The organism is Ensifer sp. LC384 (genome assembly GCF_001695865.1).
Lineage (GTDB): Bacteria > Pseudomonadota > Alphaproteobacteria > Rhizobiales > Rhizobiaceae > Ensifer.
In genome coordinates this window covers 129,758-152,688 of sequence record NZ_MBST01000045.1, presented here as the reverse complement: position 1 = coordinate 152,688, position 22,931 = coordinate 129,758, and the positions used below count along the sequence as shown (strand labels likewise).

General features: G+C 61.8%; 22 protein-coding genes. 7 read left to right on the top strand and 15 right to left on the bottom strand.

Annotated elements, in window-relative coordinates:
• Positions 1–921 precede the first annotated feature (921 nt).
• From BC363_RS25980 to BC363_RS34770, 6 genes are all read right to left on the bottom strand, one after another.
• Entirely contained in the window at positions 922–1,791 is an 870-nt protein-coding gene (locus BC363_RS25980; protein WP_065780115.1) for a cytochrome c1, read from the bottom strand.
• 32 nt (positions 1,792–1,823) lie between these two features.
• Complete coding sequence (locus BC363_RS25975) at positions 1,824–3,146, bottom strand: cytochrome b N-terminal domain-containing protein (RefSeq protein WP_065780113.1); 1,323 nt, start codon at positions 3,144–3,146, stop codon at positions 1,824–1,826.
• Between the two features lie 14 nt (positions 3,147–3,160).
• Entirely contained in the window at positions 3,161–3,739 is a 579-nt protein-coding gene (gene petA / locus BC363_RS25970) for a ubiquinol-cytochrome c reductase iron-sulfur subunit (RefSeq protein WP_065780111.1), read from the bottom strand.
• Between the two features lie 365 nt (positions 3,740–4,104).
• Positions 4,105–5,970: an ABC transporter ATP-binding protein gene (locus BC363_RS25965; RefSeq protein WP_141690433.1), complete on the bottom strand. Its 1,866-nt coding sequence runs from the start codon at positions 5,968–5,970 to the stop codon at positions 4,105–4,107.
• Positions 5,971–6,092: 122 nt separating this feature from the next.
• A complete protein-coding gene (locus BC363_RS25960; RefSeq protein WP_065780107.1) occupies positions 6,093–7,946 on the bottom strand; it encodes an ABC transporter ATP-binding protein in 1,854 nt (617 codons plus the stop codon).
• A complete protein-coding gene (locus BC363_RS34770) occupies positions 7,930–8,373 on the bottom strand; it encodes a hypothetical protein (protein WP_141690432.1) in 444 nt (147 codons plus the stop codon). The genes BC363_RS25960 and BC363_RS34770 overlap by 17 nt, the downstream gene beginning before the upstream one ends.
• Positions 8,374–8,408: 35 nt before the next feature.
• Here BC363_RS34770 and BC363_RS34765 point away from each other — a divergent pair, with 35 nt between their 5' ends.
• Together BC363_RS34765 and BC363_RS34760 are read left to right on the top strand one after the other, a co-directional pair.
• Complete coding sequence (locus BC363_RS34765; protein ID WP_244519950.1) at positions 8,409–8,933, top strand: GNAT family protein; 525 nt, start codon at positions 8,409–8,411, stop codon at positions 8,931–8,933.
• A 6-nt stretch (positions 8,934–8,939) separates the two neighbouring features.
• Entirely contained in the window at positions 8,940–9,401 is a 462-nt protein-coding gene (locus BC363_RS34760) for a tRNA (cytidine(34)-2'-O)-methyltransferase (protein ID WP_065780103.1), read from the top strand.
• 82 nt (positions 9,402–9,483) lie between these two features.
• Here the strand turns inward: BC363_RS34760 and BC363_RS25945 are convergent, their stop codons facing one another.
• A complete protein-coding gene (locus BC363_RS25945; protein WP_065780101.1) occupies positions 9,484–10,059 on the bottom strand; it encodes an NADPH-dependent FMN reductase in 576 nt (191 codons plus the stop codon).
• A 77-nt stretch (positions 10,060–10,136) separates the two neighbouring features.
• Between BC363_RS25945 and soxR the strand changes: the two genes are divergently transcribed.
• Positions 10,137–10,616, top strand: a complete 480-nt coding sequence (gene soxR, locus BC363_RS25940; RefSeq protein WP_065780099.1) for a redox-sensitive transcriptional activator SoxR — start codon at positions 10,137–10,139, stop codon at positions 10,614–10,616.
• Positions 10,617–10,703: 87 nt separating this feature from the next.
• On the opposite strand, the gene BC363_RS25935 is transcribed toward soxR, so the two are convergent.
• Complete coding sequence (locus BC363_RS25935; RefSeq protein ID WP_065780097.1) at positions 10,704–10,964, bottom strand: hypothetical protein; 261 nt, start codon at positions 10,962–10,964, stop codon at positions 10,704–10,706.
• A gap of 297 nt (positions 10,965–11,261) precedes the next feature.
• On the opposite strand from BC363_RS25935, the gene hemF reads away from it, so the two are divergent.
• On the top strand, positions 11,262–12,173 hold the full coding sequence (gene hemF, locus BC363_RS25930; RefSeq protein WP_065780358.1) for an oxygen-dependent coproporphyrinogen oxidase: 912 nt from the start codon (positions 11,262–11,264) through the stop codon (positions 12,171–12,173).
• A 22-nt stretch (positions 12,174–12,195) separates the two neighbouring features.
• On the opposite strand, the gene BC363_RS35215 is transcribed toward hemF, so the two are convergent.
• Positions 12,196–12,372 carry a hypothetical protein gene (locus BC363_RS35215; RefSeq protein WP_161952493.1) on the bottom strand — a complete coding sequence of 59 codons (177 nt, stop codon included), beginning with the start codon at positions 12,370–12,372 and terminating at the stop codon, positions 12,196–12,198.
• A gap of 156 nt (positions 12,373–12,528) precedes the next feature.
• Here BC363_RS35215 and BC363_RS25920 point away from each other — a divergent pair, with 156 nt between their 5' ends.
• Positions 12,529–12,801, top strand: a complete 273-nt coding sequence (locus tag BC363_RS25920) for a BON domain-containing protein (RefSeq protein ID WP_065780092.1) — start codon at positions 12,529–12,531, stop codon at positions 12,799–12,801.
• A 214-nt stretch (positions 12,802–13,015) separates the two neighbouring features.
• On the opposite strand, the gene BC363_RS25915 is transcribed toward BC363_RS25920, so the two are convergent.
• From BC363_RS25915 to BC363_RS25900, 4 genes are all read right to left on the bottom strand, one after another.
• On the bottom strand, positions 13,016–13,633 hold the full coding sequence (locus BC363_RS25915; protein WP_065780091.1) for an ABC-type transport auxiliary lipoprotein family protein: 618 nt from the start codon (positions 13,631–13,633) through the stop codon (positions 13,016–13,018).
• A gap of 93 nt (positions 13,634–13,726) precedes the next feature.
• On the bottom strand, positions 13,727–15,097 hold the full coding sequence (locus tag BC363_RS25910; RefSeq protein WP_065780089.1) for an MlaD family protein: 1,371 nt from the start codon (positions 15,095–15,097) through the stop codon (positions 13,727–13,729).
• Between the two features lie 96 nt (positions 15,098–15,193).
• Positions 15,194–16,003, bottom strand: coding sequence for an ABC transporter ATP-binding protein (locus BC363_RS25905; RefSeq protein WP_065780087.1), 810 nt, complete (start codon positions 16,001–16,003; stop codon positions 15,194–15,196).
• A 13-nt stretch (positions 16,004–16,016) separates the two neighbouring features.
• A complete protein-coding gene (locus BC363_RS25900; RefSeq protein WP_065780085.1) occupies positions 16,017–17,171 on the bottom strand; it encodes an ABC transporter permease in 1,155 nt (384 codons plus the stop codon).
• A gap of 138 nt (positions 17,172–17,309) precedes the next feature.
• On the opposite strand from BC363_RS25900, the gene dgcA reads away from it, so the two are divergent.
• A complete protein-coding gene (dgcA, locus tag BC363_RS25895; RefSeq protein WP_065780083.1) occupies positions 17,310–18,293 on the top strand; it encodes an N-acetyl-D-Glu racemase DgcA in 984 nt (327 codons plus the stop codon).
• Here dgcA and BC363_RS25890 read toward each other — a convergent pair.
• Together BC363_RS25890 and BC363_RS25885 are read right to left on the bottom strand one after the other, a co-directional pair.
• Positions 18,245–19,465 carry an MFS transporter gene (locus BC363_RS25890; RefSeq protein WP_065780081.1) on the bottom strand — a complete coding sequence of 407 codons (1,221 nt, stop codon included), beginning with the start codon at positions 19,463–19,465 and terminating at the stop codon, positions 18,245–18,247. The genes dgcA and BC363_RS25890 overlap by 49 nt on opposite strands.
• Positions 19,466–19,569: 104 nt before the next feature.
• Complete coding sequence (locus BC363_RS25885; RefSeq protein ID WP_065780079.1) at positions 19,570–20,409, bottom strand: UDP-2,3-diacylglucosamine diphosphatase; 840 nt, start codon at positions 20,407–20,409, stop codon at positions 19,570–19,572.
• 175 nt (positions 20,410–20,584) lie between these two features.
• Between BC363_RS25885 and BC363_RS25880 the strand changes: the two genes are divergently transcribed.
• A complete protein-coding gene (locus tag BC363_RS25880) occupies positions 20,585–22,897 on the top strand; it encodes an NADP-dependent malic enzyme (protein ID WP_065780077.1) in 2,313 nt (770 codons plus the stop codon).
• The last annotated feature ends 34 nt before the right edge of the window (positions 22,898–22,931 follow it).

The following is a 22,931-nucleotide window of genomic DNA, read 5'->3' as shown; positions in this document are numbered from 1 at the left end:
GCCGCGTGGTGCCAGCGCGCCCGCCTGCGGGTCCTCCGTTCATCTCAATGAGCCGTTGCCGTCGCCGATGCCTTCGCTTGAAGCCCGAAGAACGGCAACCAAACCTATTCTGTCGTCCATTGCGTTCTACTCCGACTCTGCCACGTGATGGCGACGCTTTGCCCAACTGCCATACCGCTTGACCGCGGGCACCGTTTCACCCGCACCGAGATTATAGAGCGTCGCACCGGATGGCCCATTTATGGCTGGTGGTTGGGCGAAGTGATTGGCCACAAATGCGACCTGCAGCCGAGTTGGTGGCACCTGGCCGAGGTGTCGGAGAAAGCCTGCACCACGACTCCTCCCACTAATGGAGGAAGACGCAGTTCGTATGAGATGCAGAAAGCCCGCTCGTCTCAGCAACATCAAACTCGCAGCGGATGCCGACCAGAAGGCCGTAACCATGCCGTGCCACCCGGATCGAGTAGGCGTCCTGTTTGGCACCGTGCCCGGTTTCGCACCGGGACACATCCGCGCCCAGCGCCACATCCGCCCGGAACTGTCGAACGCACAGCGTGTGCCCGCCGTTAGCCCAATATCGCAAGCCTGGCTGTTTGCTCCACGGGGGGAATGTGCGACATGCGAGCTACCACCGGCTGCACCGTTATCTTTCGCCAGCACGTGTTTCTGACGGCGTTGATTTCGGGCGGCGTTCGCACATGGGCTTCTTGTGCCGTGGCACCATGCAGTACGGCACCAAGCCCCGGACAGGCCGCACCGTGCATTTGACGCTGCAACCGGCATGTCTCCCTGCCCGTGCGGATCGACCTTGCACACGTTTCGGGTCTCCGAACGAGAACAGCACCGCGCAAACAAAAAAAGCCCCGGACGAACCGGGGCCTTTTTTCAGGTTTCGATCAAACTGGCCGAGCCAGATTGCGATCAATGTTCCTTGTTGGCGTAAACCGACTTCTTGGTCAGATAGATGAGACCGGTAAAGATCAGCAGGAACACCATGACCATGAAGCCGGTGCGCTTGCGATCTTCCAGGTGCGGCTCGGCAGCCCACATCAGGAAGGCCGAGACGTCCTTGGCGTACTGATCGACCGTCTGCGGCGCACCGTCGTCGTAGGTGACCTGGTCGTTGGCGATCGGCTGGGCCATCGCGAGCGCCGACGCGCTGGCGAAGTAAGGGTTGTAGTGCGTGCCTTCGGCGACCTGAACGCCTTCCGGCGGCTCGTGATAGCCGGTCAGCAGCGCGTGGATATAGTCCGGGCCGCCTTCCTGGTAGGGCCAGAACATATCGAAGACGAACTGCGGGAAGCCGCGCTCGATGCCGCGTGCCTTGGCGATCAGCGAGAAGTCCGGCGGTGCAGCCCCGTTGTTCGAAGCAGCGGCTGCTTCCTTGTTCGGGTACGGCGACGGGAAGTGATCCGAAGGCACGGCCTTGCGGGTATACATTTCGCCGTCGGCGTTCGGACCATCCTGCACTTCATAGTTGGCTGCAAAAGCCTTCACCTGGGCGTCGGAATAGCCAAGGCCATCAAGTGTACGGAATGCCACCAGGTTCATCGAGTGGCAGGCCGAACAGACTTCGGTGTAGACCTTCAGGCCGCGCTGCAGCTGGCCCTTGTCGTAGGTCCCGAACGGGCCGGCAAACGACCAGTCCTGCTGTTCCGGCTTGTGGATCGGATAGTGGGGCGTGCCGCCGCCATGCTCCTCGCCACCTGCCGCCTCTTCAGCGACAGCAGCTCCGAGACCGAGGCCAGCGACGACAGCAAGTGACAGAATGCCTGTTACAAGCTTTTTCATTGTTGTGGGTTCCTTATCAATCGCTGTTCTGATCAGGCGCGTGCGGCGGCCGGCTGAGCCTTCGCATTCTTCTTCTCCAGCACCGCTTCGGTGATGGAGTTCGGAATGCGCTTGGGCGTCTCGATCAGGCCGAGAACCGGCATGATGACGAGGAAGAAGCCGAAGTAGTACAGCGTGCCGAGCTGGGAGTAACCCACATAGTTGCCCTTGAGGTCACCGCCAAAGATCAGGCCAAACAGACCACTGCCTTCCGCCGGGCGCGAGCCGAGCCAGCCGAGCATGATGGCGTTGACGACGAAGATCCAAAAGAACAGCTTGTACCAGGGACGGTAGACAGCCGAGCGAACCTTGGACGTATCGAGCCAGGGCAGGAAGAACAGGATGATGATCGAACCGAACATCACCAGAACGCCGCCGAGCTTGGAGTCGATCGGGCCGACATTGAAGGTGATGGCGCGCAGCATCGCGTAGAACGGCAGGTAGTACCATTCCGGAACAATGTGAGCAGGCGTCTTCAGCGCGTCAGCCGGAATGTAGTTGTCCGGGTGGCCAAGGAAGTTCGGCATGTAGAAGACGAACCAGGCGTAAACGAGCAGGAAGACGGAGACGCCGAGTGCATCCTTCAGCGTCGCGTAGGGCGTGAAGGGAACGGTATCGGTCTTCGACTTCACTTCGACGCCGGTCGGGTTCGTCTGGCCGGTCACGTGCAGAGCCCAGACGTGAAGCACGACGACGCCGGCGATCATGAAGGGCAGCAGGTAGTGCAGCGAGAAGAAGCGGTTCAGCGTCGGCTGGTCGACGGCAAAGCCGCCAAGCAGGAACTGCTGGATCCACTCGCCTACCAACGGAAAGGCCGTGAAGAAGCCGGTGATAACGGTCGCACCCCAGAAAGACATCTGACCCCAGGGCAGAACGTAGCCCATGAATCCGGTCGCCATCATCAGGAGGTAGATGACCACGCCGAGGATCCAGAGGATTTCGCGCGGTGCCTTGTACGAGCCGTAGTAAAGGCCGCGGGCAATGTGCAGGTAGACGGCGATGAAGAAGAACGATGCGCCGTTGGCGTGCATGTAGCGCAGAAGCCAACCGTGGTTGACGTCGCGCATGATCTTTTCGACCGAGTTGAACGCAACGGTCGCTTCAGCCGCATAATGCATCGCAAGCACGACACCGGTCAGGATCTGGACGACCAGCATCACTGACAGCATGGCGCCAAAGGTGTAGGCATAGTTCAGGTTCCGGGGAACCGGATAGCTGATGAAGCTGTCGTGAATCATGCGCGGCAGCGGAAGACGGGAATCAACCCATTTCTCAATGCCAGTCGTTGGCGTGTAGGTTGAATGTTCAGCACTCATTATCAGTAGTCCCCTCAACCGATCTTGATAACTGTGTCGGAAACGAACGCGAAGGTCGGCACGGGGAGGTTTTCCGGCGCCGGACCTTTACGGATTCGGCCGGCCGTATCGTAGTGCGAACCGTGGCAGGGACAGAACCAGCCACCGAAATCACCGGCCTGACCAAGCGGCACGCAACCGAGATGGGTGCAGGAGCCGATCATCACGATCCAGTTTTCCTTGCCTTCGCCGGCGGAGCGATCGAGATCGTTCGCCTCGGCGTCGGTCGGAAGGTTGGCGTTGCGCGCAACCGGATCCTTGAGGTCGGCAAGAGTGACCGCCTTGGCCTCTTCCACTTCCTTCTCGGTGCGGTTGCGGATGAAGATCGGCTTGCCGCGCCATTTGGCCGTCAGCGACATGCCGGGCTGCAGGCTCGATACGTCGACCTCGATCGAGGCGAGCGCGAGCGTCGAAGCATCCGGACGCATCTGGTCGATGAAGGGCCAGGCCACCGCGCCGGCGCCAACGACGCCCGCCATGCCCGTGGCCAGATAAAGGAAATCGCGGCGAGTGGGCTCGCCCAAGGTCTCGCTTGAAGTGTCGTGTTCGCTCACGGCTAAACCATCCTCTCACGCAATGTTGCGGAAACCGCATCCGCCCAGCGAGATCCCTGCCCTTGCGGTTTGACCTAGGTCAAGGAAACACGCCCAATCAATGTGCTGGCACCTTAGCCGGCTTGCTGTTGCAAACACGTTATCCGGTGTCAGAATCCGTCAAGTTCTGCGCGCACACGGCTCGCAGATTCCCCGTCAATCCGGCGCGTTCTATGCTTGATCGCAAATTATGTCCAGCCTTGACAAGGGCGGGTGGGCAGATTGTCGCGGGGAAAAGCGCGGCCAATTGGCACAAGGACTTGACGGTCGGCATCACCACTGGCCGACCTTCGTCGGAAGGGCGTGAAAATGGGTGCTGGGCTGCCCTACTCCGCCGCTTCTTCGCGGGCCAGAAAGCCGCCCGATTGCCGCGACCAGAGGTCGGCATAAAGGCCGCCCCGGGCAATCAGTTCGGCGTGGGTTCCGTCCTCGACGATCCGGCCCTTGTCCATGACGACGAGCCGGTCGAGGGCGGCGATCGTCGACAGTCGATGCGCGATAGCCAGCACCGTTTTCCCCTGCATCAGCCGGTCGAGATTGGACTGGATCGCCGCTTCGACCTCGGAATCGAGCGCCGACGTCGCCTCGTCGAGGACGAGGATCGGGGCATCCTTGAGCATGACGCGCGCAATGGCGATCCGCTGCCGCTGCCCGCCCGAAAGCTTGACGCCCCGTTCGCCGACATGGGCATCGAAGCTCCTGCGGCCGCGCTGGTCCTCGAGATCGAGGATGAACTCGTAGGCCTCGGCCTTCTCGGCTGCCATGACCAATTGCTCCTCGGTCGCATCCGGATGCCCGAAGAGGATGTTGTCGCGGATGGATCGGTGCAGCAGCGAGGTATCCTGGCTGACCATGCCGACCTGCGCGCGCAGCGATTCCTGCTTCACTGTCGAAATATCCTGCCCGTCGATCAGGATGCGTCCGCCTTCGAGGTCGTAGAAGCGCAAGAGCAGATTGACGAGCGTCGACTTGCCGGCGCCCGAGCGGCCGACGATGCCGACTTTCTCGCCAGGGCGAACGATCAGGGAGAAGTCGTCGATGACGCCGGCGTCTCTGCCGTAGTGAAATTTCACATGCTCGAAGCGGATTTCCGGTTCGCTGACCGTGAGCTCTTTCGCACCAGGTCTGTCGACGAGGCCGATCGGCCGGGAGACGAGCTCGGCCGAATTCTGGATCGTGCCGATATTGCGCATGATGGAGTTGAACTGCGTCATCATGCGCCCGAGCAGCATGTTGAGCCGCAAGACCAGCGCCAGCGTGAAGGCGACCGCACCCGAACTGATCACGCCGCCGAGCCAGAGGTGAATGGCATAGACCGCGATAGCCGCGATCATCATGCCCGACAGCAGCGCAAGCGAGGCGCGCACCGCCGTCAAGAGCCGCGTAAACGGAATGACCGCACGCTGGAAACGATCGAACCCAGCGCGGATATAGCGATCGTTCTCGTCGTCGCGGCCGAAGAGCTTCAACGTCTGGATGTTCGAATAGGCATCCACCATCCGCCCGTTCAGCATCGAGGCCATTTCGGCGGTGTCGCGGGCATGCTTGCGGATGCGCGGGACAAAGTAACGCGCCAGCGCCAGGAAGATGACGACCCAGAACGCCACCATCGCCGCCAGGCGCCAGTCGAGCTGGGCGACCAGCGCCATGGTCGAGGCGGTGTAGATGACGATGAACCAGACGACCTGCAGCAGCGAGACGATCAGGTCGCTGGTTGCCTGCGCGCCCGACCAGACCTTCGTCACGATCCGGCCGGAAAAGTCGTTCTGGAAGAAAGAAAGCGACTGCCGCGCGACGTGGGTGTAGGACTGCCAGCGCACCAGATTGAGGAAGCCGGTGATGATCGACTGCTCCTCTACGAGCGCCGCCAGCGACACCGCAACGAAGCGGAACACCAGCACCGTCAGCAGCATGAACAGGAGTTCGGGCCCGTTGGCGGAAATCAGGCCGCTCCAGCCTGCCTCCGGTTTGACGGTGTCGAGCAGATCGACAAGCCGTCCGACGAAATAGAAAAGCCCTGCCTCCAGCATGGCGACGAGGCCGCCGAGCACCGCCATCGCCAGAAACGGCCCCTTGGCCTGACGGGCATAGAACCAGGCAAAACCCCACAGCGATTTCGGCGGCTGCAATCGCTCCCGCGGCGCAAACGGCTTGATCCAGTTCTCGAAGATGCTGACGATGGCGCTGAGCATGGTTCCGATATAGGCGGTTCGGCGGTAACAGCAATCTGTTTCCACCAGCGGGTGCATTACAAATGCGTAACGTCAAGTGCCGCACCCCGCCGCCCATACAGGCGGCGGGGTGTCGAAGCGGATTATTCCGCCGCTTCTTCCTTCTCGGCGTCGTCGGCGATGAAGCCGCCCGACTGGCGCGACCAGAGGTCGGCGTAAAGACCGCCCTTGGCCACGAGTTCGGCATGCGAACCGGTTTCGACGATGCGGCCGGCCTCGAGGATCACCAGGCGGTCCATTTCCGTCAGCGTCGACAGGCGGTGGGCGATGGCGATCACCGTCTTGCCGGCCATCAGCGCAAACAGGTTTTCCTGGATCGCCTGCTCGACCTCGGAATCGAGCGCGGACGTCGCTTCGTCGAGAACGAGGATCGGCGCATCCTTGAGGAAGACGCGGGCGATCGCGATGCGCTGGCGCTGGCCGCCGGAAAGCTTGACGCCGCGCTCGCCGACCTGGGCGTCGAGCCCCTTGCGTCCCTGGTTGTCCTCGAGCCCCAGGATGAACTCCCAGGCGTTCGCCCGCTTCGCAGCGGCAATGATCGCCTCGTCGTCGGCTTCCGGATGCCCATAGGCAATGTTGTCGCGGATGGAGCGATGGAGCAGCGAGGTATCCTGCGTGACGACGCCGATCTGGGCGCGCAGGCTATCCTGGGTGACGGTCGAGATATCCTTGCCGTCGATCCGGATTGCGCCCGATTCCACATCGTAGAACCGCAACAGCAGGTTCATCAGCGTCGTCTTGCCGGCGCCCGAGCGTCCGACCAGGCCGATCTTCTCGCCCGGCTTGATGTCGAGTGACAGGTGATCGATGACACCCTTCGCCTTGCCGTAATGGAAGCGCACGTTGTCGTAGGTGATCGCGCCTTTCTCCGCCTGCAGCGGCTTGGCATTCGGCTCGTCGACGATGTCGTGCGCCTTGGTCATCATGCCGATGCCGTCATAGACCGTGCCGATGTTCTCAAACAGCGCCGAGACTTCCCACATGATCCATTGCGACATGCCGTTGATGCGCATGGCAAGACCAACGGCGATCGCGATGGCGCCGACCGAGATGGCGCTTGTCAGCCACAAGTGGATGCCGAGCGCGCTGATGGCAAACAGCGCAATGCTGTTGTTGGCGTATACAAGCACATGGAACAGCGTCACCTTGCGCATCTGGCGATGCACGGTGTCGAGGAAGCCGTCCATGCCGGCGCGCGCGTAGGTTTCCTCACGGCCCGCATGCGAGAACAGCTTGACCGTGCCGATGTTGGTGTAGCTGTCGACGATACGGCCGGTCATCATCGATCGCGCGTCGGCCTGCTCCTTGGAGATCTTCTGCAGACGCGGCACGAAATAGCTGACGATGCAGATGTAGATCACCAGCCAGACGGCGAGCGGCGCCACCAGCCGCCAATCAGCGGCGGCAACGACGATCAGCATCGTGACGAAATAGCTGACGACATAGACGAAGACGTCGAGGATCTTCATCACCGTTTCGCGAACCGCAAGCGAGGTCTGCATGACCTTGGTCGCCACGCGGCCGGCGAATTCGTTGGCGAAGAACGTCATGCTCTGGCGCAGCAGATAGCGGTGCATCTGCCAGCGGGCGATCATCGGGTAATTTCCGAGCAGCACCTGGTGCATGACCAACGAATCGATCGCCACCAGTGCCGGCAGGCCGATCAGGACCAGGCCGCCCATCCAGATGAGCCTGTGGCCTTCGGCTTCCAGGAAGGTTTCGCGATTGGCGTTCGACAGCCAGTCGACCATGTTTCCGAGAAACTGGAACAGGGCCACTTCGCCGATGGCGATCAGCATGGTGCAGACCGACATGATCAGCAGCCACGGAACCGCCGGCTTGGAATAGTGCCAGCAGAAGCCGAAAAGGCTTTTCGGCGGAAGCACGGGTTCTTCCGTCGGATAGGGATTGAGGCGGGATTCAAACCAGCCAAACATTGTCTTGCTCCTTCAGAGTATTTTGAAGGAAGGCGGGTATCTCCCCGCATTCTTTATCGTGAAAAATTTCAGTCCGGAAATGCTGCCCGCCATAGCGGCTTGTCTTCCGGAGTTCCGGAAGCGCGCATCGATCTCTTGAAAGATAGGTCGCGGAACCGGTCAGGCCAAACGGTGGCCCATCACTCCTGGAAGGCGTGTCAACATCAATACAGTCATCATTGCCTCCGTCGGTTCGCGTTGAAGAGATCTTCTGTCTACCTCCATTCGCCTCGACATGCCAGATTGTCGCAGGCACTTTCTTGCCTGTTTTTTCATCGTCCGGCCGGATGTTGCCCATTCGGCACAGATTAGGGACCGCGAAATCAGCAGGGAATGATACATGTCGAACACGGTCAGCATTGGCGGCAAGCGGATATGAATGCATCATCGACGAACCCTCCTGAATTGAAAGGACATGGCTTCTTGTTGAGGCGCCCGCAAGCCGGTGACGTCGAGGCGCGGCTGGCTATTGGCCGTGAGCCGGAGATCCACCGCATGTTCGGCGGCAGCGCCTCCTTCACCCGCCCTTACGGGCAAGTGGACGCGGCGGCATGGCTGCAACGCATCATCGAGCACCCGGCCGCCTGGATCATCAATCGCGACGGGCTCGTCGGCGAGGTCAGGCTCGACAATGTCAACCACTGTGATCGCCGAGCCTCCTTCGCCATCGGCATCCTCGATCCGAAACTCCTGGGCCAAGGGCTTGGCACCGCCGCAACGAAACTTGTATTGGCCTATGCATTCGGCGCGCTCGCCCTGCATCGTATCTCGTTGCGCGTGCTTGCCTTCAACGAGCGCGCGGTTGCCAGCTATCTCAAATGCGGATTCTCGGTCGAGGGGCGCGAACGGGAGGCGGCGCTGATCGACGGCGAATGGCACGACGACATCATGATGGGAGTTCTCACGCATGAGTTCTCTAGCTTGACAGACATGCCGCAAGGAAAGTGAACAGACGTGAGTGACCTTCGCATCGCCCTCTACCAGCCCGACATTCCCGGCAACACTGGCACGATCCTGCGCCTTGCGGCCTGCCTTGGCCTTGCCGTCGATGTCATCGAGCCGGCGGGCTTCGACCTTTCCGACCGCAATCTGAAACGCGCCGGCATGGACTATATCGCCTCGGTCACCCTCACCCGCCACATCAATTGGGAACGGTTCGAGGCGTGGCGGGTGCCGACGGGACGCAGGCTTGTGCTTGCCTCGACCAAGGCCGCCGTGCCCTACACCCGTTTCGAATTCCGCCCGGACGATATTCTGCTCTTCGGGCGGGAAAGCGCCGGTGTACCAGACCATGTGCATGATCGCGCGCAAGGCCGCATCCTCATCCCGATGGCCGAGGGGCAACGGTCGTTGAACGTCGCCATGTCCGCCGCCATGATCGCCGGCGAGGCGATCCGGCAAGTGCAGTTGCTCTAATAAGAAGAATCGCATGGCTCTGCCCCACCTTTCCTGAAGGGGTTCAGGGGATGGGCGCCGCCGGCGGCAGCGCCCCGGCAACTCAGGCGGCCACTTCGTTATAGGGCGTCACCTTGCGGGCCTGCTTCAATGTCCGCGCCCACCAGATGAGCCGATCCATCATCAGGAACAGCGGCGCACGCATCTCCTCGGGCTTGTAGAGGTTGCCGGCCGCATCGAATTTCGACCAGGCCTTGGCAAACTGGACGCCGTCGCGCAGCGTCACCGCATGCAATTCGCCAAAGACCTGCCGCAACTGCTCGACGGCGCGAATGCCGCCCGAAGCGCCACCATAGGAGACGAAGGCGACGGGCTTGGCATGCCAGGGCTCGTAGACTGAATCGATCAGCTCCTTCAGCGCGGCCGGGTAGCCGTGATTGTATTCCGGCGTCACCACCAGGAAGGCATCCGCCTCGGCCACCTTGCGCTCCAGCCACTCGCCGGGATTGACCGCAGCGCCGACGCCGCGCGACGCCCTCAGCCGCGCCGGATCGATGACCGTGAGGTTGAACACGTTCGAATCCGAAATCTCGCGGATCAGCCAATTGGCGACCGTATCGCAGAAGCGCCCCTGCCGGGCGCTGCCGTAGACCACCGCAAGCGTCATTTTCTCTGTCATGGGGATCAGCTCCTTGTTGTGAATTCCATGGAGCTCATGCTATAAAACCTCAACATTAGTTGAGGTCAATAGCTGTCATGACGATTGTAAGAAGCAGCGAAATGCGGCGCGAGCTGACCGTCGGCGAAGTCGCAGAGCGCAGCGGTGTCGCCGTTTCTACCCTCCATTTCTATGAGGCCAAGGGACTGATCCGCAGCAATCGCAGCCGCGGCAACCAACGTCGCTATCCCCGCAGCGTGCTGAGGCGCGTGGCGGTGATCAAGGTCGCCCAGCGAACCGGAATTCCGCTTTCGGAAATCCAGGAGGCTTTGACGGTGCTGCCGGACGACCGGCCGCTGACGGTACAGGATTGGGCGCGGCTGTCGGAGAGCTGGCGCGAGCAGCTGAACATGCGCATAGCCAGCCTGATGGCGCTGCGCGACCACCTGACGAGCTGCATCGGCTGCGGATGCCTGTCGCTGAGGGAATGTCCGCTGCGCAACCCGCACGATGTGCTTTCGATGGAAGGCGCCGGGCCGCGGCTGATGGATGCGACGGAAGAGGACGGTCAGCCCTAGCGGTCGCGCGGCCGCTATCGAGTAAGTGCGACCAGGCTGGCAAACGCGCCGAAGGAAAACAGGGTGGCGTTCGTCAATGCCCAGCGCTCAATCGGCGGTCGGCAGTCGGCGCATGGTGAATTCGATCTCGTCGCCGTCGAGCTGGCGCCAGCTTTCCACCTCGGTCCAATAGGCGGCTTTCGGCCAGGTATCGAACCATTCGCGGGCCTTGGCGCGGGCAGCATTTCGATCGAGCCGAAAGGTTTCACGCACGAAAAGGCCGTCGCCTCGTGTCGGATTGTCCCGGCGATGCCGGGCGATCTGGCGCCGCAAACCATCGAGCGGCGGACCTGCGGGTATTCTTGCCATGGGCCATACCTCTGGAGGTAAAGATAGTGTGAGTATCGGGCCATTGCGAGTCCGTTTTACACCGGCCAGCCGATGCGGCAGACTACAGCGCCGCGCGTCAAATATGACGCGCAAAGGACGCTGTAGCACTTTAGACGTGCTGCATAATTTCCCCTTAAATCGAATCTGATTTAAGGAATTATGCGGCAGCCCGATGACCCGACCGCCGTTGCCAATCTGGCGGAAATATGAACTGTGGCGCACATCAACGAATCGGCGGCTTTCCGGCGCGCAAAGCCGCGAACAGGACAAATTTTCATGGAACGACCGCAACTACCCCAGGGGCTGCCTGCCGATATCGAAGACAAGAAGGCCGCAGCCAGGGCCTGGTTCGAAAGCCTGCGCGATACGATCTGCGCCGCTTTCGAGGCTGTCGAAGATGATCTGACCGGCCCTTTGTCCGACCGTGAACCGGGCCGTTTCGTGGCTAAGGACTGGAGCCGAGACGGCGGCGAAGGCGGCGGCGGCCGCATGTCGATGATGGAAGGCCGCGTCTTCGAGAAGGTCGGCGTTCACACCTCGACCGTGTTCGGCGAATTCTCGCCGGAATTTCGCGAGCAGATTCCGGGCGCAAACGAAGACCCGCGTTTCTGGGCGTCGGGCATCTCGCTGATCGCGCATCCCGTGAACCCCAACGTTCCGGCCGTGCACATGAACACCCGTATGGTCGTCACCACCAGCAACTGGTTCGGCGGCGGCGCCGACCTGACGCCGGTGCTCGACCGCCGCCGTGTCATGACCGACCCGGACACCCAGCTGTTCCACCGCGCCATGGAGATCACCTGCAACCGTCACCCGGTCGCCGATCACGCCAGGTTCAAGCAATGGTGCGACGACTACTTCTTCCTGAAGCACCGCAACGAGCCGCGTGGTACCGGCGGCATATTCTACGATTGGCTGCGCTCCTCGGATGAGCAAGGCGGCTGGGAAGCCGACTTCGCCTTCACGCGCGACCTCGGCAAGGCCTTCGCGCTCGTCTACCCCAAGATCGTGCGCAGCAATTTCAACACGCCATGGACCGAGGAAGATCGCGACGAGCAGCTCGTGCGCCGCGGTCGCTATGTCGAGTTCAACCTGCTTTACGATCGCGGCACCATCTTCGGCCTGAAGACCGGCGGCAATGTCGAGTCGATCCTCTCGTCCCTGCCCCCGGTCGTACGCTGGCCCTAACGAGACCGACGGTGCGCAGGCGTCATTTGCAGATGCGCACCTTCTTCATCACCACCCGGGCATAGGCGCCATAGGTCTTCACCGTCTTGACGACGCAGGTCTGTCGCTGGCCATAGCTGTAGTTGCCGGCTTTTGCCGATATGGCGATAGCAAGGACGGTCGTCATCGCAAGTGCGACGGCGCGGAAGGAATGATGCATGGATGGTTCCCCGTTCGAATTCTGCGGCCAGGAATGACGTGCGATCCGCATGTGCGACCCATCGCAAGAAAGCCAGGTTCGCGCTGTTTCGATTGGAACAGCTGAACAAATGGCCGAGCGCAGCGTTGTCTTTCCACCAAGGAAAGAGGCCGGACGATGATCTTCAAGAAGCGCACATTCCACGGCATTGAGCCGGAACGCAGGACGGGGGACCACCCCGCGGAACTCGAACGCCGCGTCGCGCACCGACTGGCCGTGACGCCGGGACTCGATGCAGCAGACGTCACCGTCGTCTGCAAGGGAAATACGATCGTGTTGGCCGGCCATGTCGCCACGACTGCCGAGATCGCGCGCGCGGAAGAAGCCGCAAGGCTGACGGAAGGGGTGGCCGAAGTGATCAACCGCATCGAGGCGGCTGAGACCAGATAGATCTTAGAGCATTTCCGGGAAAAATGCGAAGCGGTTTTCCGTCAGGAAGTGCGTAAAAACAAAGAGATAGAGCGTTTCCGCGGCTCCGTCCAAACCGGAAACGCTCTACAGCGCCGCGCGTCAAATATGACGCGCTAAGGACGCTGTAACACCCTAAACTTGCTGGATAATTTTCTCCTTAAATCGATTCCGATTTAAGGAATTATGCAGTAGGTCAGATAGAGCTGAGCGTCCAGCCGACGATCTCGGACGCAACCGTCGCGAATGCCTGGTCGAGTGCCCTCACGAAGGCCGGGTTGCCGGCACCCTTGACGCCCGCAGTGGCGCGGAATGCCTTCTGCGCCCGCACTGTGCCGTTCCGGTCGTTGACGATCTTCGCGAAAATCTCGACGACGGCGGTGTCGGCACCCTCCGTCGATATCTCGAAGGAGCGGATTTCGCTGATCACCTGATAGTCGATCGCCAGCCCCTCGCCCGGCTTGCCGACGCCGCCGACCTTGCCGGTGTTTTCGAACGCCTGAACCAGCTTCGCCTGCACCATACGCGGCAGGCGGTCGCTCCATTGCGCCTTGGAGAGATATTGCAGCTCCGAGCCGGTAAGACGGATGACGACCTGATCGCTGTCGAGCGCCTTCAACGCCGTCGGTTCCGGCACGAGGATCTGCTTGCTGGTCGCCGCACGTCCTTCGATGACCGGCGACGCGGAAAGGCTGAACGTGTCGTTGACGGCGGCACGGGTCCCGCATCCCGCCAACAAGACAGCCAGCGTGAAGACCAGCGCGGAGCGGACCGCTCCCATCTCACGCACACACACCAGCCCCGGAAAATTCATACTGCCCAAACCCTTGTCCAATACGCCGCACCTTAGAGCGCTCTTTAATGAAAGCAACCCGCCCGGCCCCACACCGGCATTGTCTTACCCGATTCAGCGTCGGGTGCGACCATCGTATTGTTTGACCGTTTCGCCGCCGAACAGCAGGCGCTGCGGATCCTTGTCGAATGTCGAAATCGTGTTTTCGAGACTCTGGACGGTGCGGCGCGTATCGGTCACCAGCGCCTCGACATCGCGAAGGCCGGAACCGGAGAAGCGCTTCAGATTGTCGGCGATCGGGCCGATCTGGGCGTTGAGATTGTCGGCCATCTTGCGGAACGATTCGAGCGTCGTGCGCGCCTCGGCCGAAAGCGACGGCGCATCGGCATCGCCGAGGAAGCCGTCGACCTTGACGAGAATGCTGTCGACCCTATTCGAGGCCGCATTCAGCTTGCTCGCCATCTGGGTGACGTCAGTGATCGTGCGATCGATGTCCTGCTGCCGCGCGGTGATCTTTTCGGCAAATTGCGTGATGTTGGCGACCGCCTTGCGGGCGTCGGCGCTGGCCGCCGAAATGTCGTTGACGACCAACTCGACCTTCTGCTTGTCGACGGTAGCCACCAGCGTATCGACGCGCTCGAGCGTCTTTTGCGCATTCTTGCCGAACTGGTCATAGGTCTCCACCGTGCGCTTGAACGCCGCGATGGTTTCGGAAACTCCGCCCGAGGCGGCCTTCAGGTCGTTGCTCAACTGCTCGACGTTGCTGACGATATGATCGATCTTCTTCGGATCCACCGACTTCACCAGCACATCGGCCGAGGCCAGCGTCGAATCGAGCTTCTTCGACGCGGCATTGATCGATGCCGAAAGCTCGGTCACGCTTTTCAGGAAGTCGTCAATCGCGCCGGAATTGTCGGCAAGCGCCTTGGAGAATTTCTCGGCATTGCCGATCGTGCCCGTCAGCGGGCCGCGCACATCCTTGATGAAGGCATGGATATCGGTGATCGCGTCGTTGGCGCGGTCCATGATCTGGTCCGCGGTCGCCAGCAGACTGGTGACGCTCGACTGGTCGGCGAGAATGCGCGCCTGCGTGCCCTTCTCGATGGCGTTCTTCAAGATATTCTCGTCGCCCTTGTTGCCGCCGCTGAGTTCGATATAGGCGGCCCCTGTCAGGCCCTGCACTTCGAGCGTCGCCTTGGTCGATTTCAGCACGGGCGCGTCAATCGAGACCTCCGTGACCGCAATCGAAAAGCGCGGATCGTTGGCATCGATCGCCAAATTGCGCACCGAACCGACGGGAATGCCGTTGAAGCGAACCGGAGAACCGACGGACAGCCCGTTGGCCGAGCCGGGAATATTGACGACCAGCTCGACCATTTCGCCGCTGCGGCCATATTGCGACATCCAATAGACGAAGCCGAAGGCCGCCGCGATCACGAACACCGTGAAGAAGCCGACAATGGCGTAGTTCGCTTTAGTTTCCATTCGTTCCGACTACCTCAGTGGCCATCCTATCGGCCGTTCTTCTGCTTCGGACACCCCAAGGAATGTCCCGAGGGAATGTCCGACGGCTTCCTGGCGCTATTCGTCGTGACGCACGATCGACCGCGCCCGCTTGCCCCGGAAATAGGACTGCACCCAGGGGTCGTCGCAGGCCAGCATGTCTTCGACGGTCCCCTCGACCAGGACCTTCTTGTTCCCAAGCACCGCGATGCGATCGCAAACCGAAAACAGGCTGTCGAGGTCGTGAGTCACCATATACACGGTCAATCCGAGCGTGTCGCGCAGCTTGGCAATCAACTCGTCGAACTCGGCCGCACCGATCGGATCGAGGCCCGACGTCGGCTCGTCGAGGAAGACGAGATCGGGGTCGAGAGCCAGCGCCCGGGCGAGTGCCGCCCGCTTGATCATGCCGCCCGAAAGCTCGGAAGGATATTTGTCGGCCGCCTCCGGCGCCAGTCCCACCAGCTCGATCTTCAGGCGCGCCAGCTCATCCATCAGGCTCTGCGGCAGGTCGAGATACTCGCGCATCGGCACCTGGATGTTTTCGCGCACCGTGAGTGCCGAGAACAGCGCGCCGTGCTGGAAAAGCACGCCGAGGCGCATGTCGAGCGCGATCCGGTCGGCCTCCGACATCTTGTCGTATTCCGCGCCGAGGATCTCGATCGTACCGGAGCGCTTGGCCAAAAGCCGGAGAACCGTGCGCATCAATACAGACTTGCCGGTGCCGGAGGCACCGACGAAGCCGAGGATTTCGCCGCGATAGATCTCGAGGTTGAGCTTGTCGAGAACGATGTGGGAGCCGAAGCCGACTGTCAGGTCGCGCACGGACAGAACCGCCTCGTGCCCATTGGCGGCTTCCGGCTGTCTTTCTCTGGCTGCTGTGCTCATCGTCCCATCCGCCTCAGAAGTCGATCGATGCGTAGAACATGGCAAACAGGCCGTCGATCAGGATCACCACGAAGATCGATTTGACCACCGAAGAGGTCACGTGGCGGCCGAGCGATTCGGCACTGCCGCCGACCTTCAGCCCCTCGACCGCCGCCACCACGCCGATGATCAGCGCCATGAACGGCGCTTTGATCATGCCCGCCGCAACCGACGAAAAATCCACGGCCTCCTGCAGGCGCGACAGGAAGGTTGCAATCGTGATGCCCGAATAGGCCCAGGCGACCAGCGCCGCACCGGTGAGCGCGGCGAAGTTGGCGATGATGGTCAACAGCGGCAAGGCGATCGTCAGCGCCACCAGCCGCGGAAACACCAGGACGCCGACCGGGCTGAGCCCCATGACCTTCAGCGCGTCCACCTCTTCGCGCATCTTCATCGAGCCGATTTCGGCGGTGATCGCGCTGCCCGAACGCCCGGCGATCATGATCGCGGTCAGGAGCACGCCGATTTCGCGCAATTGCAGGATGCCGACGAGATCGACGACGAAGACTTCGGCGCCGAAATACCGCAGCTGGAATGCGCCCTGCTGCGCAATGATCGCGCCGATCAGGAAGGACATCAGCATGATGATCGGCACGGCCTTGACGCCCATGCGGTCGATCTGGTGAACGATGGCGGCCGGCGAGACGCCGCTGTGTCGTCCGAGTTTGAGCTGGGCGCCGCGAACCGCCGAGCCGAGAATGTACATCGCCGCGACGATATCGTTCCAGGTCGCGATCATCACCTCGCCGACCGGCGCGAATATCTGCTGGAACAGCGGAACATGCTCGCCTTCGTCTTCCGGTGTCGGCAGTTCCGCCGGCAATGCGCCGATCAGCTCGACATAGCGCTGTCCGCCATCGACGAACTGGATCTCGTTCTTTTCAGGACCGGCAATCTGCGTCATGAAACGTCGGATGATCCAGGCCCCCGCCGTGTCCATGGCCGTCACACCCGATAGATCGAACTGCCTGACGCTGCCGCCCTTGCGCGCAAGCTGGTCGAGCTTGGCGCCCATGGCTTCGGCTGTCTCGTGCCGCCAGACGCCTGAAAAGACGTAAGTGCCACCAGAGCCTCCGGCGTCTCCGCCGAGCGCGACATCCGCAACGATCTTGGTCTGGGAACGCGTCACCTGGTCTCTGTCATCCCGATTTGCTAACCGCTCGTAAAACCTTGCTCCGTCATAACGGCTCACATCCTTGATGTCATCCGGACGAAGCCGGTAACATCGCGACCAATGTGCCAGATAAGCCCCGCCGGAGAAGATTTCATGTCAACTGTGCTCGAAGCGACAACCGAAGACTTCCCGATTGCGGGCACATTCACGATTTCGCGCGGTTCGAAGACCACGGCAAGCGTGGTGACCTGCCGAATCACCAAGGATGGCATCAGCGGTTGGGGCGAATGCGTGCCCTATGGCCGTTACAACGAAACCATTGCCTCGGTGCTCGCCGAGATCGAAGCCATTCGCCCCCGGATCGAATCGGGGCTGACGCGCCTGGAACTGCAGACAGCGATGATGCCGGGTGCCGCCCGCAACGCCGTCGATTGCGCTCTCTGGGATCTGGAGGCAAAGCAGAAAGACAAATCTGTCCACGAGCTTGCCGGCCTCTCTTCACCTGGAACATTGACGACAGCCTATACGCTCTCGCTTGCCGAGCCCGACGCCATGCGCAAACAGGCCGCACAATATGCCCACCGCGCGCTGCTCAAGATCAAGGTCGGCACATCGGACGATGCATCGCGCATCCGCGCCGTGCGGGAAGGTGCGCCGGAGAGCCGGATCATTCTCGATGCCAATGAGGGTTGGACGCCCGACAGCCTCGCCTATCACTTCGCCATCTGCGCCGAGCAACGCATCAACCTGATCGAGCAGCCGCTTCCGGCGGGCAATGATCAGGCCCTGGCCACAATCACCCGCCCCGTTCCGGTGTGCGCCGACGAGAGCGTGCATGCGACCGGTGACCTCCCGGCCCTCGTCGGCCGCTATGATGCGGTCAACATCAAGCTCGACAAGACCGGTGGGCTGACGGAAGCGCTTCGCATGCGCGATGCGGCGACGTCGCTCGGCCTCAAGGTGATGGTCGGCTGCATGGTCGGCACCTCGCTCGGCATGGCACCGGCGATCCTGGCGGCGCAGGGCGCGGATTTCGTCGACCTCGACGGTCCTCTGCTCCTGGCGCGCGATCGCACGCCTGGCCTGCGCTACGAAGCCTCGCTGGTCTTTCCGCCGGAGCCACGCCTCTGGGGCTGAAGGTACCAGGCGGCGACGGCAAAGCAGCAACCGGCAAAAGCGACGACCGACATCGAATAGAACCCGTTCACCCCGTACCAGGCATAGAGATAGCCGGACAGGAAGGTGAAGATCGCCGTGAAGATGCCGGTGTAGAAGAAGTAAAGCCCCTGGGCCGAGGCCTCCTGCTCCTCGACGACGCGCTCCACGAGCTTGTTCTGCATGCCGGTGTGCATGATCGCGTAGGTGAAGGCGTGAAAGCACTGCAGCACGAAGTAGCCGGAAAAGCCCAGATCCATCGGGAAGATAATCCACCGAAGGACGGCCAGCGAGCAGCCGGACAGGATCATCGTCCAGACGCTGAAGCGCCGGATGATCGCCTTGGCGAAGATGAACATCGTCACCTCGGCGGCGACGCCCGCGCTCCAGAGAATGCCGATCTCCGTGCCGCTATAGCCGATATGCTGCCAGTAGATCGCCGAGAAAGCGAAGAGCATCGCATGGCTGGCGTTCACCAGCGTCACGCCGACGAGCAGCAGCTGCAGATCAAGCTGGCGTAACGACTTCGGCGGAGGCTCGGTCAGCGCCGTGATCGGTGATGGGCGCCGCGGCCGGCCGACACGCGGCGCCGCGAAGGCCATCAGGATCGTCAGGCCGAAGCCGATCGCCATCGCCGGCAGCACCATGTCTCCACCGAAGATACCGATCATCCAGCCGCCAAGCATGGTGGCACCGATAAAGGCGACGGAACCCCAAAGCCGCATCTGCGCATAGTCGAAGCCCCAGCGCCGGACACCGGAAAGCGCGATCGCCTCGACGATCGGCACATAGGGCGAATAGACCGCCGACTGCAGCGTATAGATGATCAGAACCGGCCAGAACTCCCTAGCATAGAACAGCACAAAGGCGGTCGCCAACGACAGGAATCCGGACCAGATCAAGACAATCGTGCGCTCCCCGAGCCGGTCGGCGATCACGCCCGCTATCGGCGCTGTGAACACGCGTACGAACATCGGCAATGCCAGCACGACGCCGATCTCGAAATCGCTCATGGAAAGCGTCGTCAGCCACACCGGAAAATACGGCATGGCGAAACCGTTGACGATCAACGGTGCGCAAAAGAGCAAGGCGGTGCGAAGCGTAAAATAACGCGGTGGCGGGCCCACTGCAGCGGGCGCTTGGGAGGGAATCATGGGAGAACCTGATGGCTATCGGCCAGCAATAGCATAGCCCACAGCAGGATCGCCACAACCTAGATTTCGCTACAGGCGAAGTTTGCGTCTCGCCGCCGTGCTTGTCAGGCCGCCCGTTGCGTCAGCAACTGTGCCAGCAAGCGTTCCGCGTCGGCCGTTCCCTCGGCCTCGGAGACGCCGCCGCGCATCTGGTGCCAGGTGATCAGTTCCATGGTGCCGTCGTGATGTTCAGCGATCGCCGTGCAGCTTTCGACCCAGTCGCCGGTATTGATGTATCTGATATCACCTATATCTTCGATGACCGCGTGGTGGATATGGCCGCAGATCACCCCTTGCGCGTCATGGCGCCGCGCCTCGTCGGCCACCACCTTCTGGAACTCGCCGATGAAGTTGACGGCGTGTTTCACCTGCAGCTTCGCCCAGGACGAGAAAGACCAATAGGGCATGCCGAGCCGGCGGCGTATGGCAGCAAGGCCGATGTTGATGGCGATCGCCGTGTCATAGGCCCAGTCGCCGAGATAGGCGAGGATGCGGGCGTTGCGCACCACCACATCGAACTCGTCGCCGTGCAGCACCAGATAATTGCGGCCATCTGCGCCCTTGTGCATGTGACGCTGCGCCACCTCGATGCCGCCGAAGTGAACGCCCGGGAAATCGCGCATGAACTCGTCGTGATTGCCGGGGATGTAGACGATGCGTGTGCCCTTGCGCGCCTTGCGCAGCAGCTTCTGGACGACGTCGTTGCAGTTTTGCGGCCAGTACCAGCTGCGCTTCAACCGCCACCCATCGACGATGTCGCCGACGAGAACGATGGTTTCCGCCTCATGGTGGCGCAGAAAATCAATGAGATAGTCGGTTTTGGCGGCCTTGGAGCCGAGATGGACGTCGGAGATGAACAACGTCCTGAGGTGTCGTACGGAGTTGTTTTGCGGTGCCGCCATCATACCAGCCTCGTCTTGATTGCGCCTTCTGGGGCCCGTCAAAACCAGACTCGTGTTTCAGGAAGATGACACGGACGCCGGCCGCTTCGTCGCACCGGCTGAAAAGAACCGCGCAAAAACTGTACGCGCTTCGCAATTCATGCCACAAGGCCACGTCCAAAAAAGAGGAATGCAGACTATGAGCACGGGCGACAAAACCAAATCCCAAACAGGTCCGGCCAGCGGTGACATCGACCAGCAGGCCCTTTTCTTCCATCGTTACCCTCGCCCCGGGAAGCTCGAAATCCAGCCCACCAAGCCGCTCGGCAACCAGCGCGACCTCGCGCTCGCCTATTCGCCCGGCGTCGCGGCCCCCTGCATCGCCATCCGCGACAATCCGGAGATGGCCGCCGATTACACGGCGCGCGCCAATCTTGTCGCGGTCATTTCCAACGGCACCGCCGTTCTTGGCCTCGGCAATATCGGCCCGCTCGCCTCCAAGCCGGTGATGGAAGGCAAGGCCGTCCTGTTCAAGAAATTCGCCGGCATCGACGTCTTCGACATCGAGATCGACGCGGCGAGCATCGAGCGCATGGTCGACGTCATTTCGGCGCTGGAGCCGACGTTCGGCGGCATCAACCTGGAAGACATCAAGGCGCCGGAATGCTTCGAGGTCGAGCGCCAGTTGCGCGAAAGGATGCAGATCCCCGTATTCCATGACGACCAGCACGGCACCGCGATCATCGTTGCGGCCGCCATCCTCAACGGTCTGGAGCTGGCCGGCAAGGACATCGCCAAGGCCAAGATCGTCACCTCCGGAGCGGGTGCTGCAGCGCTCGCCTGTCTCAACCTGCTGGTCACGCTTGGCGCCAAGCGCGAGAACATCTGGGTGCACGACCTCGAGGGCCTCGTCTATAAGGGCCGCGAAGTGCTCATGGACGAATGGAAATCGGTCTACGCCCAGGAAAGCGACAACCGCGTGCTGGCCGACAGCATCGGTGGCGCCGACGTCTTCCTCGGTCTCTCTGCTGCAGGCGTGCTGAAGCCGGAACTGCTCGTGCAGATGGCCGAAAAGCCGCTGATCATGGCGCTTGCCAACCCGACACCGGAAATCATGCCGGAGGCTGCCCGTGCGGCACGCCCTGACGCAATGATCTGCACCGGCCGTTCGGATTTCCCCAACCAGGTCAACAACGTGCTTTGCTTCCCGCATATCTTCCGCGGTGCGCTCGACTGCGGCGCAAGCACGATCAACGAAGAAATGAAGATGGCGGCGGTCCGTGCCATCGCCGGCCTTGCTCGCGAGGAGCCGTCCGATGTGGCCGCCCGCGCCTATTCCGGTGAGACGCCGGTCTTCGGTCCCGACTACCTGATCCCGTCGCCCTTCGACCAGCGCCTGATCCTCAGGATCGCGCCGGCCGTCGCTAAGGCTGCCGAGGAAAGCGGCGTCGCCACCCGTCCGATCCAGGACTACGACGCCTATCTCGACAAGCTGAACCGCTTCGTCTTCCGTTCGGGCTTCATCATGAAGCCGGTCTTCGCCGCCGCCAAGAATGCGCAGAAGAACCGCGTGATCTTCGCTGAGGGTGAAGACGAGCGCGTGCTGCGCGCCGCCCAGGTCCTGCTGGAAGAAGGAACCGCGCGCCCGATCCTCATCGGCCGTCCGCAGATCATCGAGACGCGCCTGCGTCGCTACGGCCTGCGCGTTCGACCGGACGTCGATTTCGAAGTGGTCAACCCCGAGGGCGATCCGCGCTACCGCGACTACGTCGAGGACTATTTCGCCCTCGTCGGCCGGCTCGGCGTCATACCGGAAGCCGCGCGTACGATCGTTCGTACCAACACCACCGTCATCGGTGCTCTTGCCCTCAAGCGCGGCGAAGCCGATGCGCTGATCTGCGGCGTCGAAGGACGCTATAGCAAGCACCTGCGCGACGTCTCGCAGATCATCGGCAAGCGCGAAGGCGTACTCGACTTCTCCGCGCTCAGTCTGCTGATCTCGCAGCGCGGCGCCACGTTCTTCACCGACACCTATGTCAGCTATTGCCCGAGCGCTGAAGAGATCGCCCAGACCACCGTCATGGCGGCACAGGAGATTCGGCGCTTCGGGATTACGCCGCACGCCGCTCTGGTCTCGCACTCGAACTTCGGCTCGCGCGATTCCGAAAGTGCTACCAAGATGCGCCAGGCGCTGCAGCTTGTGCGCGAACTCGCACCCGACCTGGAAGTCGATGGCGAAATGCACGGTGATTCCGCCATCTCCGAAGTGCTGCGCCAGCGCGTCATGCCCAACAGCACGCTGTCGGGCGAAGCCAACCTGCTGGTCTTCCCTAACCTGGATGCCGCCAACATCACGCTTGGCGTCGTCAAGACGATGACGGACAGCCTGCATGTCGGCCCGATCCTGCTTGGATCGGCGCTGCCGGCGCACATCCTGTCGCCTTCGGTAACCTCGCGCGGCGTCGTCAACATGGCGGCACTCGCCGTCGTCGAGGCCAGCCATCCGGGCTAACGGCGCCCTCGTTTACAGGGCCGCTGCATCCGGC

Coding starts and splice junctions, on each gene's coding strand:
- BC363_RS35215 (WP_161952493.1), bottom strand. CDS start 12,372: ATGCATCATTCCTTCCGCGCCGTCGCACTTGCGATGACGACCGTCCTT.
- BC363_RS25935 (WP_065780097.1), bottom strand. CDS start 10,964: ATGGCAAGAATACCCGCAGGTCCGCCGCTCGATGGTTTGCGGCGCCAG.
- BC363_RS25965 (WP_141690433.1), bottom strand. CDS start 5,970: ATGCTCAGCGCCATCGTCAGCATCTTCGAGAACTGGATCAAGCCGTTT.
- BC363_RS25880 (WP_065780077.1), top strand. CDS start 20,585: ATGAGCACGGGCGACAAAACCAAATCCCAAACAGGTCCGGCCAGCGGT.
- soxR (WP_065780099.1), top strand. CDS start 10,137: ATGACGATTGTAAGAAGCAGCGAAATGCGGCGCGAGCTGACCGTCGGC.
- BC363_RS25910 (WP_065780089.1), bottom strand. CDS start 15,097: ATGGAAACTAAAGCGAACTACGCCATTGTCGGCTTCTTCACGGTGTTC.
- dgcA (WP_065780083.1), top strand. CDS start 17,310: ATGTCAACTGTGCTCGAAGCGACAACCGAAGACTTCCCGATTGCGGGC.
- BC363_RS25960 (WP_065780107.1), bottom strand. CDS start 7,946: ATGTTTGGCTGGTTTGAATCCCGCCTCAATCCCTATCCGACGGAAGAA.
- BC363_RS25975 (WP_065780113.1), bottom strand. CDS start 3,146: ATGAGTGCTGAACATTCAACCTACACGCCAACGACTGGCATTGAGAAA.
- BC363_RS25980 (WP_065780115.1), bottom strand. CDS start 1,791: ATGAAAAAGCTTGTAACAGGCATTCTGTCACTTGCTGTCGTCGCTGGC.
- BC363_RS34770 (WP_141690432.1), bottom strand. CDS start 8,373: ATGATGCATTCATATCCGCTTGCCGCCAATGCTGACCGTGTTCGACAT.
- hemF (WP_065780358.1), top strand. CDS start 11,262: ATGGAACGACCGCAACTACCCCAGGGGCTGCCTGCCGATATCGAAGAC.
- BC363_RS25885 (WP_065780079.1), bottom strand. CDS start 20,409: ATGATGGCGGCACCGCAAAACAACTCCGTACGACACCTCAGGACGTTG.
- BC363_RS25945 (WP_065780101.1), bottom strand. CDS start 10,059: ATGACAGAGAAAATGACGCTTGCGGTGGTCTACGGCAGCGCCCGGCAG.
- BC363_RS25890 (WP_065780081.1), bottom strand. CDS start 19,465: ATGATTCCCTCCCAAGCGCCCGCTGCAGTGGGCCCGCCACCGCGTTAT.
- BC363_RS25915 (WP_065780091.1), bottom strand. CDS start 13,633: ATGAATTTTCCGGGGCTGGTGTGTGTGCGTGAGATGGGAGCGGTCCGC.
- BC363_RS25920 (WP_065780092.1), top strand. CDS start 12,529: ATGATCTTCAAGAAGCGCACATTCCACGGCATTGAGCCGGAACGCAGG.
- BC363_RS25905 (WP_065780087.1), bottom strand. CDS start 16,003: ATGAGCACAGCAGCCAGAGAAAGACAGCCGGAAGCCGCCAATGGGCAC.